This window comes from Lysinibacillus sp. CD3-6, from assembly GCF_006351725.2.
Lineage (GTDB): Bacteria > Bacillota > Bacilli > Bacillales_A > Planococcaceae > Lysinibacillus.
In genome coordinates this window covers 1,861,812-1,880,068 of the sequence record NZ_CP085880.1, presented here as the reverse complement: position 1 = coordinate 1,880,068, position 18,257 = coordinate 1,861,812, and the positions used below count along the sequence as shown (strand labels likewise).

Below are 18,257 nucleotides of genomic sequence, written 5' to 3'. Positions count from 1 at the left end.
ACGCAATTTAACGAATTTTTTTCATATATTCCTCGCGCATTTCCTGAGGAACCATGCTGCCTCCTGTTGCCCATACAAGATGTGTTGCTTGTTCCATTTCGTCCACTAAACCTTGATTTTCCAAATAACTTCGCCCATTCTTCACTAGTTGAATTGGTCCAAACATCCCCGCATGTGCAGACGGTTCTAAAAATAATCCTTCACAGTCCATGGCTAAACTGAGTGACGTAAACAATTCTTCGTCTTTTACTGTATAACAGCCGCTAATATATGTTTCCATCACTTTGCCAACAAATTTGGATGCACGTCCAACGGCTAGTCCATCCGCTTCCGTTCTATTGTCTAAACCGATATCCTCTACACTGATTTCATCGTGTAAACCTGTCATAAGTCCGATTGTCATACACGGTGAAGCAGTTGGTTCAGCAAAGAAAATATGAACATGCTCCCCAAACATTTCGCGCAAACCATATGCAACTCCACCAGGTCCACCGCCAACACCACATGGTAAATAAACAAACAATGGATGTGCCTCATCCACTTGAATATTTGCCTTTTTTAATTGATTTTTTAAGCGCATTGCTGCTACTGCATAGCCAGCAAATAAATCTTTAGAATTCTCATCATCAATAAAATGACACATTGGATTTTGTGAAGCTTCCTGTCTTCCCTGCTCTACAGCAACACTATAATCCGCCTCGTATTCAATGACTGTTGCCCCTTTTTCTCTTAATAATGCTTTCTTCCACTCTTTTGCGTCACTCGACATATGTACAACGACATTGAATCCTAGTTTTTTGCCCATTATGCCGATACTAAGCCCTAAATTGCCTGTTGAGCCTACCGCAATTGTGTATTGCTGAAAGAATGTTCGTAGTTCTTCTGTAGCAAACATTGCGTAATCATCGTCTACTTTCACCTTACCATGAGCAATTGCCAATCGCTCGGCATGCTTTAATACTTCATAAATACCCCCTCGCGCCTTGATTGAACCCGAAATAGGTAACGCATGATCACATTTTAAAAATAATTGACCTGGAATTAATAGTTGAAACTCTTTTTCAAGTGCTACCTTCATTCCATCTATCTCTTGAATAGAGGACTCAATCAGTCCTTTGCTTTCTACTAGTTCTGGAAAAGCAATATTTAAATAGGAAGAAAAGCGTGTTAGCGTTTCTTCCGCATCCTCAACCTCTTCTATGGAAAAGAGAGTTGTACTTGCATTTTTCGACCATTTTGTATTTTCCCAAAATACAGTGTCTCGATTTTTAATCTTTTCAAGTTTTGGAAATAGGTGAAATAATTCGTTTTTTAGTTTATTTTCCATCTGTAGAGCCCTCCATTTTTTGTGCCAAAATTGCTCGTTCACAAATTTGTCGAAATTTCATTTCAAACAGTATATTGTTTTCTTTCGTTCTTTTTTTAGGTCCCTTGGTTCGTCCTCCTGCCCGTCTAATCTTCTGTCCAACATGACGCATATCGAGCAGACGTTCGATGTTTTCACTAGACATTTCCCTACCGTTTTGATCAATCGGATACCCACCTCTTGCCAAAACCATAGCTGCTAAACCGTAATCCTGTGTAATCACAATATCGTGTTTTGAAAGCGCATTCACTAGCGTGAAATCAACCGAATCTGGTCCCTTCGGCACAATAATTGTTATTACATTTTCACGTTCAATACGGTGTGATGTATCGCAAAACAAGATAGTTTCAATCTCAAACTCAGATGATATAGATAGCGCTAAATCCACGACTGGACAGGCATCAGCATCAATTAATACCTTCACAATAAAGCATCATTCCTTTCTCATAATTAGATGAATCAAGCACCTCTATATTATTTTAATATAACATTCTCAAGACCTCGATTGCTCATTTTTTCACAAACTTATTTGACTTGGAAAAAGTATTTTATTGAATAGTGTGAAAAATAGATATACGATACACCTATCAATTAATTGGAGGTTTTCAATATGACAACAACAACTGTAAGCAACGATCAATTAGCAAAAGAATACGTTGACGGCGTGTTCGAGCAACTGAAAAACCAAAACAGTCATCAAGCGGAGTTTTTACAAGCAGCTGAAGAGATTTTCATTTCATTAGTGCCTGTATTTGCACAACACCCTGAATATATTAAGGCAAATATTCTTTCTCGTATCGTAGAGCCAGATCGCATCATTTCATTCCGTGTAGCATGGCAAGATGATAACAACCAAGTGCAAGTAAACCGTGGTTATCGTGTACAGTACAGCAATGTCATGGGACCTTATAAAGGCGGGCTTCGCTTCCACCCTTCAGTAAATGAATCCATTATTAAGTTTTTAGGCTTTGAGCAGATTTTTAAAAACGCATTAACTGGTCAACCAATCGGTGGTGGTAAAGGTGGATCAAACTTTAATCCAAAAGGTAAATCTGATTCTGAAATCATGCGTTTCTGCCAAGCATTCATGACTGAATTATACCGTCATATTGGTCCAGATGTCGATGTTCCTGCTGGCGATATCGGTGTTGGTGCTCGTGAAGTAGGTTATTTATGGGGTCAATACAAGCGTATTACAAAAGCAAATGAATCTGGCGTATTAACAGGTAAAACACCTGGTTACGGTGGTTCATTAGCTCGTAAAGAAGCAACTGGTTATGGTACAGTGTACTTCGTAGAAGAAATGTTAAAAGAAGTAAATGATTCATTTGAAGATAAAACTGTTGTTGTTTCTGGTTCAGGGAATGTATCAACTTATGCAATTGAAAAAGCACAAGCATACGGGGCAAAAGTTGTAGCTTGCTCTGATTCTTCAGGCTACATTTATGATGCTGAAGGATTGGATCTGGATGTCATTAAAGAAATTAAAGAAGTAAAAGGTGACCGTATATCAACTTACGTTGACTACCGTCCAAATGCTACATTTACAGAAGGTTGTACAGGAATTTGGTCTATTCCATGTGATATTGCTCTACCATGCGCAACGCAAAACGAAATTAACGGCGACGCTGCTCGTACATTAATTTCAAATGGTGTAAAAGCAATTGGTGAAGGTGCCAACATGCCATCTGATCTTGAAGCCATTAACGAATTTTTAAACGCTGGTGTATTATTTGGACCTGCAAAAGCAGCAAATGCTGGTGGTGTTGCAGTATCTGCACTAGAAATGGCACAAGATTCAAGTCGCGTATTCTGGACATTTGAAGAAGTAGATGCGAAGCTACACCAAATTATGAAAAATATTTATGCAGATAGTAAAGCTGCTGCTGACAAATACGGCTATCCAGGAAACCTAGTAGTTGGTGCAAACATCGCTGGCTTTATAAAAGTAGCTGATGGAATGCTTGCTGAAGGTATCTATTAATACAATTTATTCGATTATTCAACCATCTAGTAACTAGAATCCTTTATTAATATTTTAAATTTTCTTAATTCCACATAAGGTGATAACGATTATTCGTTATCACCTTGTTTTTTAGTATAAAATGGGTAAAAAACAAGCATAAATAAGTTTATAACGAACGTTTTTTATATTAAACATTATAATTATTCGTGTTATAATGTTAGAGTACTATGAAATATTGGAGGGTTTTTTGTGGAATTATTGTATACAGGTAAAACGAAAAATGTATTCAAGTTAGAAGATGGTCATTACTTATTAAAATTTAAAGATGATGTAACTGGAGAAAATGGCGTATTTGATCCTGGCGCAAATACTGTAGGTTTAACAATTGATGGTGCTGGCCTAGCGGGTCTTCGCTTAACTTCTTATTTCTACTCAAAACTAAATGAACAAGGTGTCCCTACTCACTACGTAGATGCAAACTTCGAAGATGCAACGATGACAGTCAAGCCCGCAACCGTTTTCGGTAAAGGGTTAGAAGTTATTTGCCGCTTCAAAGCTGTTGGCTCTTTCCTACGTCGTTATGGCGCTTATGTACAAGAAGGACAACCTTTAGATTCTTTCGTTGAAGTAACAATTAAAGATGATGATCGTCTTGATCCTCCAATTTCTGAAGATGCTTTAGCTATGTTAAACCTGTTAACACATGAAGAATATGCAATATTAAAACAACGCACAATTGAAATTTCTAAATTCGTTGGTGCAGAGCTAGCCAAAAAAGGCTTAACGCTTTACGATATTAAGTTAGAGTTTGGTCGTGATGCAAAAACAAATGAAATATTATTAATTGATGAAATTTCTGGCGGTAATATGCGTGCATACAAAGGCGAACAATATATTGAGCCATTAGAGCTTGAAAAAATTATGTTAGCTGACTAATAACTGCTACCCTTCTAAGTAATACGTTTACTTAGAAGGGTTTTGTTTTCAATATTCTTTTTTGTAAAATCCTCTCTATTATAAATTACCGATAATTCCCTGTAGCTATAAGGTTTCCTTTCATTTATGCTCGAATACGTTGGGCAAAAAATTTAATCCCAGGATATTTTTTGAAACCTTTCATCTTTTCACTCGTATATTGAGTAGAAACAAACTTATCATCTTAGGAGGTAGTTTAATGGAAAACTATAATGAAACAACGCAACAAGAAAGGCCTAAAGTTAATCCGTTTCTGTCTACTTGGATGCATCCAAAGCAAACAGCTCGCTATATGATTGATGCAAAATCTATCGGTTATGCTATCCTTGTTATGTCCATCGGTTATATTGGTTCTTTGCTTTCAGGCCTTATAGATAGTAATTTTTTACTAGATGTGTCCCCATGGATTATCGTGCTATTTTGTATCATTTTAGCACCAATTTCAGGAATTGCCGGTACAGCATTCTCTAGCCTTATTTTTTGGCTATTTGGTAAATTGTTTAAAGGTACTGCAACGTATTCTGACTTATTTAAAGCACTGAGCTTAACTGCTGTACCATTTATTTTAGCTATTCCTTTTTATTTAATTTGGCTATTTACCTCACAAGAATCATTAATGGATACTAACTTTATTGGGGCTACTCCTTGGATTTTTTGGCCAGCAATGTTAGTGACTGCTGTTGTTATCATTTGGTCCTTTGTGACTACAGTAGCTGTTGTTGCCGAGGCGCATCAAATTTCAAATTGGAAAGCATTCTTTACAATCTTTATTCCTTCTATCATCGGAGGAGTCCTTGTCTTTGTATTGGTTGCTGTTCTCTTTATTGGCCTTATCGGTATTAGCATGATGTAATAAAAATCTCCCGCTCTCAAATGAGAGGGGAGATTTTTTAGTTTAAAACCGACTTTCTACAGATTAAACGGAAAGTACCGTCTGTTGCTGGAATAACTCGGATACACCAGATGCAACAGCTGCCCCACTAACAGCACGTGAAACAATTTCAACAACACGCTCATCTAAAGATTTAGGCACAATATATTCTTCTGTTAATTCTTCATCGCTAACAAGAGAAGCAATAGCTTCAACTGCCGCTAATTTCATATCCTCATTAATATCTGTAGCACGTACATCTAATGCTCCGCGGAAAATTCCTGGGAAAGCTAAAACATTATTAATTTGATTTGGGTAATCTGAACGTCCAGTACCCATAATACGAACGCCCCACTTTTTAGCGTTTTCATACGTAATTTCAGGATTCGGGTTGGCTAATGCAAAAACAACTGGATTTTCATTCATAGATGCAATATGTGCTTCTGTTAATAAATTCGCAACGGACACGCCGATAAAGACATCTGCACCTACAAGAGCATCTTCCAACGTACCATGAATTTTTTCTGGATTTGTTAAATGTGCAACGGCCTCTTTAATCGGGTTCATACCTTCCACGCGACCTTCATAAATAATTCCTTTTGTATCGCACATATAAATATTTTTATAGCCCATTTGCACAAGGATACGTAAAATAGCAATACCTGCTGCACCCGCACCATTAATGACCACTTTCATTGTTGCTACATCTTTTTTTACGATACGATTTGCATTTATCATGCCCGCTCCTACAACGATGGCAGTGCCATGTTGATCATCATGAAACACAGGAATATCACATTCTTGACGTAGACGATCTTCAATTTCGAAGCAACGCGGTGCTGAAATATCTTCTAAATTAACAGCACCAAATGTTGGCGCAAGCGCCTTCACAATGCTGACGATTTCATCCGTGCTTTTTGTATCTAAACAAATTGGAAAAGCATCAACATTGGCAAAACGCTTTAATAAAATCGCCTTTCCTTCCATAACTGGTAGTGCCGCCTTCGGTCCAATATCCCCTAATCCTAATACTGCAGTACCGTCCGAAACAATCGCAACCATATTGCCCTTCATTGTATAGTCGTAGACAAGAGAAGGATTTTTTTCAATTTCAATACATGGTGCAGCTACCCCTGGTGAATATGCAAGGCTCAGATCATAAGAATCTTGTACAGGAACTTTTGAAATCACCTCTAGTTTTCCACTATAATGTGCATGCATCTCTAATGCCTTTTTCATAATATCCATTTTATCCGCCCCTTTTTCGTTTTTATTGTATGTCAGAATCATAATACTTTGTGAAATGACAGTCAACAAAAATAACTCAAAAAGCAATATTTTCTTTGATAAATCAATATTTTACGTCGTTAAATACATTTTTTCTTTTTGTTATTAATTTCACAATCTATTATTTCAATATAATAAACAACCCTTTTTCTCTTTATCAAAATGCACTTATATCAGCGCTAAGCCTGTTCAACTTTTCACATAGTATTTTTCTACAGTAAATGAGAAGAATTTCACAAACTAATGTAAGCGCATCCATTGTCATATCTATCTTTGCCACATTTTCTCCACATTTTTTCACAAACATTTTTATTATTATTTTAACAACATTTTACGTACAAGCGTTTCCTTCCAAGTGTAAAGCAGAACTTTACCTATCTTCATCCTAAAAAATAAAAAAAGAGTCCTTAGCGTAAGGACTCTTGTACAAATTGATTCGTAAATGCCGTAATAATATGTTTGGATGACCATTGTTCTCCCGATACCTTTGTAATCGGGTAATCTCTACGAAAGATTGCCTTCGTTATATCATCTACAGAATAGCCACGATCATAAAGCTTCCGAACCTCGCCCTCCAGCTCCTCTAAATAAGAAATTTTTTCAATAATTTTAGCACGTCCATCTGCTAGATAACCTGCATGGCAGCAATAAACCTTTTCAAAATCATAATGTAGTAGTTTTTTTAACGATGCCAAAGTATGTACAACGTTTTCCTCATCAAGTACAACCTTTGTTTTCGTTTGAATGTATAAATCCCCTGTGAACATCGCACCCGTTGCACGGTTGTAAAAAGACAAATGATCTGTTGTATGTCCTGGCGTAGCAATAATATCCCATGTAGCCGATGTTGTTTCAAGTGTCTCGTTAAACGGCTGGGCCATAAAAGCTGGGCGTTGTCCCCATAGCGCCTGACGATACAACTGATAATTTCCATCTTCTGCACAATCCCCAATTGACGCATGATGAACATAAATAGGAACACCCATATGCTGCTGTATCCATGCAGCATTGCCCGAATGGTCCTCATGGGAATGTGTTAAGGCAACTTGTTCAATCGGTAGCTCTCGAAAAAAAGATTGAAACTCCTCGGCAAGTGAGTTAGAACCTGTATCGATTAATAAACCATCCACATAAAAGCTATACACACTCATACCAATACCTTGAACTGCTACCTTTCCATGCGCACATCGCACGTCATTATTTTGTTCAATTTCAATACTTTTCTCTAGTTTAAACATGCTTTCTCCCCCTTACCCTTTGTAAAAAAAGTGTAGCACAAAATGAATAGCGAGTCATTTTCTGGCGTACGTTTCCATTTATTTAATGGAAATAGCAATTCTTTTTGAATAAATAATAAACAATAAATAAAAAAACGCCCACCAAAGTGAGCGTTTCAGACTGTAGACAAACTCGAAGTTTTTCGAACTGCCGTTGATTTCCGCTACGGGCGGGCGCTTTCCGCGGGCACATCGTAAGCCGCAACCCTCGCTAACGCGCGGTTTGCTGCGTCTTACGTTATGTGCTGTTCCCGCAGGAGTCGTCCGCCCTCCGCTCCAATCAACTGGTTAGGTAATGATAACAGCTCCTCTCAATAACTACTGGTTTTGGGGTTGATTTCTGCTAAGGTCGGATGCTTTCCGTGAGCACACACGTAAGCCGTAACCCTCGCTAACGCGCGGAATGCCCGTGTCTTACGTTTTGTGCTGTTCCCGCAGGAGTGGTCCGCACTTCTCTCCAATCAACTTTATATATGTTGCTAGCAGTCTACTATAATTGCTACTTGGACATGGCAAACAGCTTCATAGAGAGGGGATGCAGGAAGAGTCTGGCAAGGCGAAAGTAAGAACCCCTTTTTACAATAAAAATAACAAAAGGAATTAAGATTTCTATTCTTAATTCCTTTTGTCGACAAGCTGAAACGCCCACCAAAGTGAGCGTTTTTTTATTTATTCGTTTGTTCCTGTTTCTACATCATACGCTGTAATCCAGTCACTGAAGCTACCTGTATAGAGCTGAATATTTTCATAGCCTTCATCTGCAAGCACTGCATAAAGCGGTGAAGCTGTGACACCACTGCCGCAATACACAACAATATGTTCATCATGTGCAACCTTTGCCCGTAGCGCATCATTAGCTTGAAGAGTATTTTCTACCTTTAATTGCTCCCAGTCAAAGTTTTTAGCTGTTGGAATATGTCCCGCTACTTGGTCTAGTGGCTCAACCTCACCACGGTAGCGAGCAGCTGCGCGTGCATCTAATAGCGTTGCTGACTGTTCTCCATCTACAATAGCTTTCACTGCTTCACGCGGAGCATAAAGATGATCTTGCCAATCAAAGTCGATTGTCGTTGGTGCATATTTGACAACATCTTTTGTAAATGTCACTTTGTTTTCAAGCGCAGGTGCTCCCCCATTGACAATGACAACATTCGGGAAACCTGCATATGTTAACATCCACCAAGCACGCGGCGCAAACGGTGATGCCCCTTGATCATAAACAACAATATGCTCTTCATAGCGGAGACCTAATTCTTGAAACACTGACCTTAGCTTTTCCTTACTCGGCATCGGATGACGACCATTTTCACTTGTCATATCTGATAAATCCTGCTCTAAATCTAGATATACAGCGCCAGGAGCATGACCTGCTTCAAATGCTAGTTTACCAAATTCTTTGTTCTGTAAATCAAAGCGAGCATCTACAAAACGGACATTGTCAACTTGAATTTCCTCAACTGTTTTGAATACTTTTCCCATATGAATCACCTCATGCGTATTGTAGTTGTGCGTAAATTGATTTCCACGAAGCTAATCGACTTTCTTCTTGTAATGCAAGTCGTTCAGTAGCAATTTGCTCTAATGCCTGATGGTAAATATGCAGACGTAATCTTTCTGCTTCCTCACCGATAAAGGCAATTGCCCATGTCATTAGAGATACTTTTTGTCCATCTAAATAGTTTTGTGCATCTGGTTTTGTTAATGTTTCTAATGCTTCACTTAGCTTCATTTTTTCATTTTTCTCAAAGAATGCTTTTTGATTGCGGAAATGAGATTTCACACTTACATATTTAGAAATATCAGCAAAAGGACCTTCAAAAGCTAATAAATCCGGTTCTGTTGATTCAAATGATAAAAACGAGAAGCTACGGTTCATTTCTTTTAACTCACGTACTTCATCTTTAAAGCGTAACTGCATTTTTTTACTTATAAATTGCGATAAGCGGAAATTAGTAACGCGCATTTCCTGTGTAAAGTCAAAACGTAAGCTTTGTAACACTTCTTTCAACGCATGTTCTAACGCTTGCTGTGCAGGCATCGCGGCAAATGTTGAAGGGTTATAGCCTTCCTTAAAGAATTCAGGATAACGATAATAGACACGCTGTAAGACATAATACAATAACTCATCTAATTCCTGCTTTGTCTCGCTTTCCATCATGCTTGTATTTAACGCATTAAACTTAGATTTAATATGCTGTTCAAGCGTTGTCAGCTCTGCCAATCGTTCATCTTTACGTTTTAAGTTTTCCTCTGTTTGTGCAATTAAATCCCCTAAACGTTGCTCTGTTTTATCAACTTCCTCTGCAAGTGCTTGCACCGCTAATGCACTTAATTCATCATTTAAAAATGTATGGAAAGCATCTTCAAATGGAGGCATACCCGATGCAAATGAACCGCCCTCTACTTTTTCTTTTAAAGCCATCAAGCTTGATACTCCATATAGACGAGGGAAGCGAATGCCAAAGCGTTGCAATTCTGAACGAACATAGCCTTTAACATCTTCTTGCTCTTCTTCTGTCGTCGCTAAATCGATCGCATTGACGATAAAGAACATTTTATCAAGTTCAAACGCATCTTTGACACGACCTAATTGAATTAAGAACTCACGGTCTGCTTTCGCGAACGCATGATTATAGTACGTAATAAATAAAATGGCATCTGCATTCCGAATATATTCAAAAGCAACCCCAGTGTGACGTGCATTGATTGAATCGGCTCCTGGCGTATCCACGAGCGTTACACCCATCCGTGTTAACGGGCTATCGTAATAGAAGTCAATATTATCTACGAAACAAGATTTATTTTCTTGAGCTACAAATTTTTCAAATTCTGCCCGCTCTACACGCAGCACTTGACCAAGTTCTGATTTAAATGTTGGATAGCCTTCTTTAAATGCACGGATAAACGATTTATGGACATTTAATCGCTCATCTGTAAGTTGCACCGCAAGCCCTTCATCTGCTCGGTTAAATGCTTCTTCTAATGAACTAACAGTTAAACCAATTGCCGCATAAGAACCTTGAATATCTTCAAGCATTTGTTCAGCATTTTTCAACTGAACATCTGCTGTTTCATGCGGATGCTCAGGAGTCACTGGTCGAATTTTATTGATTGCTGCTGTTGTTGGATTCGGTGATACAGGGAGCACGTTTGCACCCATTAGTGCATTAGAGAATGAAGATTTCCCAGCACTAAACGCACCGAATAACGCAATTGTAAAATCTTTTTTCTGTAATCGCTCGACTTTGTTTTCTAAATAACTCGCTACTTCAGCAAAGCCTTGTACCTCTTTTACTGCATTTGCTGTATGCAATGCACGCTTAATTACACCATCGATTGGCAAGCTCGCTGCACTTACCGACTGCTGTGCTTCCTCTTGCTGTACAATCTCTTCCTTCGGCTTTAACATCGATGCATCAAATATTCGAATTTCAGCTAAGTCTTGCTCAAACGATTTATCCCAAACTTCCAGCTGATAATTCGCTTCTTTGCGAATTTCATTACTTGCTTGGTGCATTACACTTGCACTATATTGCTGGTAGCCCTCGATTTCTAAGACAGCTTGAATGGCATCTACCTTCGCTTGCATACCCGCCATTTTCAACTTAGATGGTGCAGCGGTTTCAGTTGCAACAGTTTGTAACGTTGTTGCTTGTGCATCCTTCCACACATCTGTTTCTTGAATAAAATATCGCTTTGTTGCCTCGGCAATACGGTTAGCAAAATTGAGTACTGCATCTCCTGTTAATATTGCACCGACTTGCACTTGCTGTTCAATCAATGTAAATGGTAGTTCAAACACATAGGCATCCACTGCTTGTGCACGCTCTTCACTTAAAGCACCGACTTCTTTTAATGCCTTTTTCATTAGCCCTTTTAAGTGACCCGTAATTTGTGCATGGACAACTGTTTGATAGGCACTGTAAGCATCCTCTTTACGGCGATTGCGCTCTTCCTCGGTTTTTTTCTTTGCTGAAAATAAACCACCTACTTTGAAACCTTCTTGTTTACTTTCTAAATAAAGACGTAATTTATCACGCACATCTGCTGGCATAATTGCCGCATTTGCAAGTAGTTCTTTGCGCTCTTCCTCGAAAGTTTCATTCCAAGCTTCTACTGAGAATAATTCCACTTGACGATTTAATTTATTATATTGCTCTAAAATATCTTGATGGTGTGCCCAATCATCTGCACTTAATATATCCTCATCGATATCTAAACGATCTTGCTTTTCTTCCATTAAATAATTGTCATGCTCACTTTGTAGTAAACGTAACGTATTTGTCGCTGTATGAATAAGCTGGTCTTGCCAGTCGTTCATACTATCCATCACAATTTTTTTCACAGCTTCAAAATCATTATTTGGATGTTCTGGCTCGCGTAGTGATGTGAAAAATACTCCTTTAGGCACAACACCCCAAGCAGCAAATGAATTGTGAACAGTTGCTTTAAATTCTTCAAAGCTTAATTCATTTTCCTTATGCTTATCAATCATATTTACGATTAAATAAACATTCGGATTGTATTTCATTAGTTGTTTTGTAAATTGAAAGTTTAACTCTGATTGAACATGATTATAGTCCATTGTATAGAATACAATATCTGCAATATGGAGCGCTGATTCTGTAGACATACGGTGTGCATCATCTGTTGAGTCTACTCCTGGTGTATCCATTACTGTTACGCCCATTGGCAATGTAGACGCACTATGACCAATTTCAATTTGCGATACAAGATCCCCATTTTTACTAAGCTCTTTTACGGTTTTAAAATCATACCCTGCTTCAAACTTAACTGGCTTTTCATCGTGCATATAGACAATGGCAAAATCCTCTTCAGATTTATGAACCTTTACGATATTCGCACTTGTCGGAATAGGACTGGAAGCAAGTAAATTCTCCCCAGATAGCGCATTAATCATACTTGATTTTCCAGCAGAGAAATGGCCAGCAAAGCCAATGACATATTCTTTTTGCTGTAATTTACGTGCAAAGAGTGATGTCTTATCCATGCGCTCTGTATCACCGTTATGCTGATATATTATGTATTGTAACGAAGCTTGCTTTAAAAGCCCTTCCAGTTGTTGTTCAAATTCTTTCATAAAACGTAAACCCCTTTACCCTTTTAATTATTCACAATTAGTATTCTACCTTATTAGATATGCAAAGTATAACACTAATTTACTTTGAAAAGCATATATATCAAGGTTTCAGACGTAATATTCGTCAACAAAGTCATGTTTATCCAAAATGATATTGCAACGATCTTCTAAAAAAACGACTGTATTTCCCCTTACCGTGGATGCATAACTAAGTTTCTCGTAATTTTTTTCATATTTTAGAAGGATAGTGAACTATGAAAAGCTGAAATAATAATTCCAACATAATTGTTAACTCCCTTTAATATTTCAAAGCACAAAATAAGAAAAGTTTTAAAGTAGATAGGAGTAAGGGGCACAAATAAATTAAAGGAGTGATTATATATATGGTAAAGGAAAAAGATTGTCGTCACATTATTCATTTATGTGACTGTGAAGATAGATTTATATGGCCACGTATAACAGCTCTTAATGTCCCTGTTATTGCACCTCCTCCCATCATTGTTTCCGATGAAAGAATTATACCTAAAGTGAATAGATATTTTTATATAGTGACATCAGATATTCATTTGACGAACGGGGTCACACTTGCCGCTAATCTTTTTTCAGATGACAATGGAGCAACAGTAACGGAATTTTCCATAGTACAACCAAATGGCTATGTAAACCTCTTTATTAATGCCGTCATGCAAGAAGGTGGGATTTATTCTGTAACTTCGACTTCCCTAAGCTTAAATGCTGATAACGCAACCATTTATAGAGGGACGCCAATTATTATCGAATCTATTGGTTTTTTTACTGAAGTGAACTAAAACTTTTGAAAGGAGGTGAACGTACATGGCGCTTTCCATTATTAATATCAATGTCAATGTTTCTAGCACATCCACAAGGTTTTTCAATATTTTAGCTACCCCGCTCGCAATTACAGATGGCACAACACTTGCTGCAACAACTTTTTTAACTGACAGCGGCACTGCAGCAACTGCTTTCCCAATCATCATTAATGGGTACTATAATTTATATATCAATGGTGTGCTGCAGGAAGGTGACGCCTATTCAATTTCCTCAACAGAACTAACATTTAACATAGTAACAGCTTCTATTGCTGCTGGAACTCCAATAATTATTGAAGCTGTTGAATTATCGACTATTATTTAATCAATCGTAGAATTTCAGTCTGCTTATTTTGCTATTAACTACAACAATTAAGTATGCGATATAACTATTAGCTATGTTATCTGTATGGATGCTCTAAATTAATTTAATGCCTATTTTAGAGCATCCATACTAGCTATTCACTTAACCTATTTGTTTTCTTAATTCATAAATTTTTTTGGCATAGGCTAGTGCATGTGGTCCATCTCCATGTATACATATTGTTTGCGCCGAAATCTTAATTTTCTTTTGTTGCACTGACATCACTTCATTCGAAGTCAAAATATTTTTGACATGAACAAGCATCTCTTCCTCTGTTTGAATTAATGCATTGGCTTCTTCTCGACTTACTAACGTACCGTCTTCATTGTAATTGCGATCTGAAAAAACTTCCTCGTATACGGTTAAACCCTTTTCCTTTGCAATAGTCACCATTTCACTACCCGCTAAACAATATAAAATATATGCTGGATTTAAATCATATACGGCATTGACAACTGCTGTTGCTTTTTCTCTATTATTAGCACTTTGATTATACAGTGCGCCATGTGGCTTTACATGATGAAGTGTTCCTTTTTCCACTGAAACAAATGCTTGTAATGCTCCTACTTGATAAACAATCATATTATATATTTCCTCTGCACTAAAATCCATATTCCGTCGGCCAAATCCTTGAAGATCAGGATATCCTGGATGAGCTCCAATAAGCACGTTTTTTCGGATGGCATTTCGTACAGTGTTATGCATAATTGTATGATTCCCTGCATGATAGCCACAGGCAATATTGATTGACGTCACATAGTCTAAAATTTTTTCATCATTGTCTAGTGTGAAAGCATCAACACTTTCCCCCATATCACAATTAATATCAATTGGCATATCTCTATTCCTCCATTAATGCAAATCTTATTGTGTTAAACATGCGCATTTGGGCAACTTTATGTAAATCATCTTCATGAATTGTTGCAATGATTGGATAGCCGCCAACCGTTTGGGCATCTGCCATTAAAACAATAGGCTCACCACTTTGAGGCACTTGTATTGTCCCATATTGGGTCGCTTCAGATAGGATATCTTTCCTGCTTTTCATCTGTAAGGCACTGCCTTTTAAATAATAGCCCATCCGATTTCCGCCAGTAAATTGATACGGACTATTTAAAAAATGTTGCTTGCTCTCTTCGGTAAATAAGTCAAAATGCGGGCCTTTAAATATCCTTACTGTTAGCGCCGTTTGAAATATCGGGCGATAAGGACCATAGAGCCCTCTTGTATAAGGTAGTGGCTCTATAGGCTGTCCATATAATACAGAGCCAACATTTAGCGCATTTTCTACAATTGGCAAGCACGATTTACTCCCAAGAATGGGCTCTGTTTGAAATCCACCTTTAGGCGTTAAATATACAATTGAGCCATGGTTGACACTTTTTATTGATAAGATATCTCCCTTTGTTAATTGAAAGGTTTTCCACATTTCAATAGGGCTACCATTTAATAAACAATGACAACTTGCGCCAGTCAATACATAAGTTCCCTCATTTAAAGCTTGAAATTCAAAACCACCTATAAACATTTCAAATGACGTCTGGTCTTTCTCATTATTTAATATATTATGAGCAACTCGAAATGATATTTTGTCCATAGGCCCAGATAAAGGAATACCATACGCACGGTAGCCGTATCTCCCTTGATCTTGCAGACTCCCATAAACACCTTGTTTTTTAACCATAAGAAGTGGCTTCATTTGCTACACTCCTTTACTTTTTATTTCTAAAAACTCCAGTTTGGTAATTTCATAAAATTGTACTTGATCACCAAGAGAAAAGATAAAAATGTCTTTCCTATGAATATCAAATAAATTAAATGGCGTCTTACCGATAATATTCCATCCACCAGGTGAATCGAGAGGATAAATCCCTGTTTGTAACCCTCCGATTCCTACAGAACTTGCAGACACGAAATTCCGTGGCTTTTTTAATCGAGGTACAAATAATTTGCTATCTAACTCACCTAAGTAAGGAAACCCAGGTAAAAAGCCGATTAAATACACACTATATGATTTAGACATGTGCATTTTTTTTATGTCCTCAAATGATAAACCTGTATAATCCATCACACGGTACATATCTAAAGCGAATTCCTCATCATAACAAACTGGAATTTGTAGCTGACGATTTGTTCCTTCATCAACTTGAGAGGTGATTTGCATGAAAAGCCATTGTTCTTGTAAAAAAATTAAATCTATTTTGTCCTTAACATACGCTGTAATAGTATGATAGCTTGCAACACTTTCAATAAGGTTTGAACGCAGCATTTTTTTCAAAAAACTATTAAACTTTTGCACAATACGAAAATTTTCTTGTGATATTACTTCATTAAAAGCAAAACGGATTGTGTGTCGACTAATCCACATCGTATGAGGAAACTCAATCATTTGTTTCACAAATGGTTTCCTCGATACAAAGCTTAATGCTCGCTAGTAGATCTTGCATATTCCACCCAGGTATTTTGCCATGCTGAATCGCCAATTCAAAAGACGCAGGAATATGAATAAAGCCAGCACGAATTCCGTTATGTTGCTTAGCATAAACGAGCCCTTCGTACATGATATTATTGCATAGATACGTACCTGCAGTATTTGAAATTTCTGCTGGATAGCCTTCTTTATTTAATCGGTCTACTATACTGCGAATAGGCAAATTTGTTAGATAGGCATCTTGGCCACCAGCCACAATACTTTCATCAACAGGTGCATAGCCATTATTATCTGGCTCGCCATCTTTTACATTAATCGCAATGCGCTCTGGTGTTATTTTAAAACGCCCTCCAGCTAATCCCAAAGAAATAATGATTTCAGGCTTTATATCCGCAATATATTGTTTCAACTGCTGAGCGGATTGCTGAAAATCTACGGATAGTGTACGTCCTACAATTTCATAGCCATCCATTATAGTGCCATGTAAAGTTTCTACAATTTGCATCGTTGGATTTATTTTAAAGTCTAAAAATGGAACAAATCCTGTTAATAATATTTTTGTCATGTTCTTCACCTAAATTTCTATAGGACGGTGCTTAATTGCCCATCCATTTATATTTTGTTTTATTAACTCAGCGGATACTGCTGAATGAATTACTTTTGTTGAAGAGGTATTTTTCTTTTCAATTTTAACAAATAACGGCAACAAAAACTTTGATTGCTAAGAATAAAGTTATTTTTCTTAATTTTCTCTTATCCATAAAACTATCAATTGCTCATATTATTCATATCCAAATTGAAGCCGCAAATTGTAAAATTCCATAAATAAAAGAGTATGACACAAGTCATACTCTCAGATTTTAGACAAAAGAATTCTATAGATTAAAGTAATTAATGATAGTTCACCAATTTTTGTTTATTCAAGCTTCTTTAGGAACTTGTTGCTTATAAGAAGTCACTACTACATCTCCAGCTTTATCAAGTACTAAAGTAGTTTGAGTTGGTGAATGATAAAGAATTATCGCTCCCGTATTTTTATCTACATATTTTGTTCCATACGTCATTGCGGATGCAAAATGCCTCTCAGTAATACCTCTTTGAGCAGTTCTTTCTGCTGCATGCTTAGATACTTTCTTTACAGCCTGTTTTCCTACCCATTTGGCAACTAATCTTATTACGACCCCAATAACAATAGGTACAAAAGGAAGAGCCCTTGCTTGAATTTGAGATTCTACCGAATCATTGTCAGAACCTTCATTATCATCCGAATCATCCAGAAATATCGCCCAATCAAAACCTTCAACACCCTCATGGTAATCAACTATGTAATCATCTTCATCAAAAACTTCTTCATCATTAGCATAACTTATAGTTGTCCCAATAGTAGCAAATAAAAGAGTAAAAACCATAAAATGAACAATTACATAGTAGAAGGTTGAAATACAATATTAATATATTGCAACTCATTTATCACTTTTTCTGTTAATTTAAGCCCTACTTCATTATGTTGTTTTTCTAAATTTTCACCTCCAACAATTAAGCTATCAGAATCCCATTTTACCCAAACACCATAATCATTTATCCATGATCTTAGCTGTATCTTTAAAGAAGGAGAAATTTCTATTTTATCCATATCCAAGTTAAAGCCACAAACCTTACACCATAACGGATCAGAACCAAAATCTGCTTCCACTTTTATTTGCACAAGTTCTTTACAATTACATAATGAATCCATAAATAACTCCACTCCTGAAATTTTTACGTAAATTAAAGAGTATGACGCAGGTCA

The 18,257-nt window shown here is 37.1% G+C and carries 17 protein-coding genes; 5 read left to right on the top strand and 12 right to left on the bottom strand.

The window, feature by feature from the left end:
* Positions 1 to 7 precede the first annotated feature (7 nt).
* Both FH508_RS09025 and FH508_RS09020 read right to left on the bottom strand, forming a co-directional pair.
* Entirely contained in the window at positions 8 to 1,327 is a 1,320-nt protein-coding gene (locus FH508_RS09025; protein ID WP_172771003.1) for a D-serine ammonia-lyase, read from the bottom strand.
* Positions 1,317 to 1,790, bottom strand: coding sequence for a YaiI/YqxD family protein (locus FH508_RS09020; protein WP_172771002.1), 474 nt, complete (start codon positions 1,788 to 1,790; stop codon positions 1,317 to 1,319). Before FH508_RS09020 ends, FH508_RS09025 begins: the two co-directional genes overlap by 11 nt.
* A 186-nt stretch (positions 1,791 to 1,976) precedes the next feature.
* Between FH508_RS09020 and gdhA the strand changes: the two genes are divergently transcribed.
* From gdhA to FH508_RS09005, 3 genes are all read left to right on the top strand, one after another.
* Positions 1,977 to 3,350 (top strand): NADP-specific glutamate dehydrogenase, encoded by a 1,374-nt coding sequence (gene gdhA / locus FH508_RS09015; protein ID WP_172771001.1) that lies wholly within the window; start codon positions 1,977 to 1,979, stop codon positions 3,348 to 3,350.
* Positions 3,351 to 3,581: 231 nt separating this feature from the next.
* Positions 3,582 to 4,268 (top strand): phosphoribosylaminoimidazolesuccinocarboxamide synthase, encoded by a 687-nt coding sequence (locus FH508_RS09010; RefSeq protein ID WP_172771000.1) that lies wholly within the window; start codon positions 3,582 to 3,584, stop codon positions 4,266 to 4,268.
* Between the two features lie 238 nt (positions 4,269 to 4,506).
* The gene (locus FH508_RS09005; RefSeq protein WP_172770999.1) at positions 4,507 to 5,160 is read left to right on the top strand and encodes a Yip1 family protein; all 654 of its coding nucleotides are present in this window, start codon (positions 4,507 to 4,509) and stop codon (positions 5,158 to 5,160) included.
* 63 nt (positions 5,161 to 5,223) lie between these two features.
* Here FH508_RS09005 and FH508_RS09000 read toward each other — a convergent pair whose 3' ends face one another.
* From FH508_RS09000 to FH508_RS08985, 4 genes are all read right to left on the bottom strand, one after another.
* Positions 5,224 to 6,426 (bottom strand): NAD(P)-dependent malic enzyme, encoded by a 1,203-nt coding sequence (locus tag FH508_RS09000; protein WP_172770998.1) that lies wholly within the window; start codon positions 6,424 to 6,426, stop codon positions 5,224 to 5,226.
* 446 nt (positions 6,427 to 6,872) lie between these two features.
* On the bottom strand, positions 6,873 to 7,703 hold the full coding sequence (locus FH508_RS08995; protein ID WP_172770997.1) for an MBL fold metallo-hydrolase: 831 nt from the start codon (positions 7,701 to 7,703) through the stop codon (positions 6,873 to 6,875).
* Positions 7,704 to 8,411: 708 nt separating this feature from the next.
* Positions 8,412 to 9,221, bottom strand: coding sequence for a sulfurtransferase (locus FH508_RS08990; RefSeq protein WP_172770996.1), 810 nt, complete (start codon positions 9,219 to 9,221; stop codon positions 8,412 to 8,414).
* Between the two features lie 10 nt (positions 9,222 to 9,231).
* Positions 9,232 to 12,843 (bottom strand): dynamin family protein, encoded by a 3,612-nt coding sequence (locus tag FH508_RS08985; RefSeq protein WP_172770995.1) that lies wholly within the window; start codon positions 12,841 to 12,843, stop codon positions 9,232 to 9,234.
* Positions 12,844 to 13,226: 383 nt separating this feature from the next.
* Here FH508_RS08985 and FH508_RS08980 point away from each other — a divergent pair, with 383 nt between their 5' ends.
* Both FH508_RS08980 and FH508_RS08975 read left to right on the top strand, forming a co-directional pair.
* Positions 13,227 to 13,652, top strand: coding sequence for a DUF4183 domain-containing protein (locus tag FH508_RS08980; RefSeq protein ID WP_172771911.1), 426 nt, complete (start codon positions 13,227 to 13,229; stop codon positions 13,650 to 13,652).
* 25 nt (positions 13,653 to 13,677) lie between these two features.
* Positions 13,678 to 13,998 carry a DUF4183 domain-containing protein gene (locus FH508_RS08975; protein WP_172770994.1) on the top strand — a complete coding sequence of 107 codons (321 nt, stop codon included), beginning with the start codon at positions 13,678 to 13,680 and terminating at the stop codon, positions 13,996 to 13,998.
* A gap of 141 nt (positions 13,999 to 14,139) precedes the next feature.
* Here the strand turns inward: FH508_RS08975 and FH508_RS08970 are convergent, their stop codons facing one another.
* The 6 genes from FH508_RS08970 to FH508_RS08945 form a co-directional block, all read right to left on the bottom strand.
* Positions 14,140 to 14,874, bottom strand: a complete 735-nt coding sequence (locus tag FH508_RS08970) for a 5-oxoprolinase subunit PxpA (RefSeq protein WP_172770993.1) — start codon at positions 14,872 to 14,874, stop codon at positions 14,140 to 14,142.
* A gap of 4 nt (positions 14,875 to 14,878) precedes the next feature.
* Entirely contained in the window at positions 14,879 to 15,736 is an 858-nt protein-coding gene (locus FH508_RS08965) for a 5-oxoprolinase subunit C family protein (RefSeq protein ID WP_172770992.1), read from the bottom strand.
* A 3-nt stretch (positions 15,737 to 15,739) separates the two neighbouring features.
* Positions 15,740 to 16,426 carry a 5-oxoprolinase subunit PxpB gene (pxpB, locus tag FH508_RS08960; RefSeq protein WP_228134509.1) on the bottom strand — a complete coding sequence of 229 codons (687 nt, stop codon included), beginning with the start codon at positions 16,424 to 16,426 and terminating at the stop codon, positions 15,740 to 15,742.
* Positions 16,419 to 17,033, bottom strand: coding sequence for a pyroglutamyl-peptidase I (locus tag FH508_RS08955; protein WP_172770990.1), 615 nt, complete (start codon positions 17,031 to 17,033; stop codon positions 16,419 to 16,421). The genes pxpB and FH508_RS08955 overlap by 8 nt, the downstream gene beginning before the upstream one ends.
* 355 nt (positions 17,034 to 17,388) lie before the next feature.
* Positions 17,389 to 17,877, bottom strand: coding sequence for a hypothetical protein (locus FH508_RS08950; protein WP_172770989.1), 489 nt, complete (start codon positions 17,875 to 17,877; stop codon positions 17,389 to 17,391).
* Between the two features lie 11 nt (positions 17,878 to 17,888).
* Positions 17,889 to 18,203: a hypothetical protein gene (locus FH508_RS08945; protein WP_172770988.1), complete on the bottom strand. Its 315-nt coding sequence runs from the start codon at positions 18,201 to 18,203 to the stop codon at positions 17,889 to 17,891.
* Between the last annotated feature and the right edge of the window lie 54 nt (positions 18,204 to 18,257).

Excerpts from the sequence above, each read along its gene's own strand:
- FH508_RS09025 (WP_172771003.1), bottom strand. The coding sequence starts at position 1,327 with ATGGAAAATAAACTAAAAAACGAATTATTTCACCTATTTCCAAAACTT.
- gdhA (WP_172771001.1), top strand. The coding sequence starts at position 1,977 with ATGACAACAACAACTGTAAGCAACGATCAATTAGCAAAAGAATACGTT.
- FH508_RS09005 (WP_172770999.1), top strand. The coding sequence starts at position 4,507 with ATGGAAAACTATAATGAAACAACGCAACAAGAAAGGCCTAAAGTTAAT.
- FH508_RS09000 (WP_172770998.1), bottom strand. The coding sequence starts at position 6,426 with ATGGATATTATGAAAAAGGCATTAGAGATGCATGCACATTATAGTGGA.
- FH508_RS08995 (WP_172770997.1), bottom strand. The coding sequence starts at position 7,703 with ATGTTTAAACTAGAGAAAAGTATTGAAATTGAACAAAATAATGACGTG.
- FH508_RS08990 (WP_172770996.1), bottom strand. The coding sequence starts at position 9,221 with ATGGGAAAAGTATTCAAAACAGTTGAGGAAATTCAAGTTGACAATGTC.
- FH508_RS08985 (WP_172770995.1), bottom strand. The coding sequence starts at position 12,843 with ATGAAAGAATTTGAACAACAACTGGAAGGGCTTTTAAAGCAAGCTTCG.
- FH508_RS08980 (WP_172771911.1), top strand. The coding sequence starts at position 13,227 with ATGGTAAAGGAAAAAGATTGTCGTCACATTATTCATTTATGTGACTGT.
- FH508_RS08975 (WP_172770994.1), top strand. The coding sequence starts at position 13,678 with ATGGCGCTTTCCATTATTAATATCAATGTCAATGTTTCTAGCACATCC.
- FH508_RS08970 (WP_172770993.1), bottom strand. The coding sequence starts at position 14,874 with ATGCCAATTGATATTAATTGTGATATGGGGGAAAGTGTTGATGCTTTC.
- FH508_RS08965 (WP_172770992.1), bottom strand. The coding sequence starts at position 15,736 with ATGAAGCCACTTCTTATGGTTAAAAAACAAGGTGTTTATGGGAGTCTG.
- pxpB (WP_228134509.1), bottom strand. The coding sequence starts at position 16,426 with ATGATTGAGTTTCCTCATACGATGTGGATTAGTCGACACACAATCCGT.
- FH508_RS08955 (WP_172770990.1), bottom strand. The coding sequence starts at position 17,033 with ATGACAAAAATATTATTAACAGGATTTGTTCCATTTTTAGACTTTAAA.
- FH508_RS08950 (WP_172770989.1), bottom strand. The coding sequence starts at position 17,877 with ATGGTTTTTACTCTTTTATTTGCTACTATTGGGACAACTATAAGTTAT.
- FH508_RS08945 (WP_172770988.1), bottom strand. The coding sequence starts at position 18,203 with ATGGATTCATTATGTAATTGTAAAGAACTTGTGCAAATAAAAGTGGAA.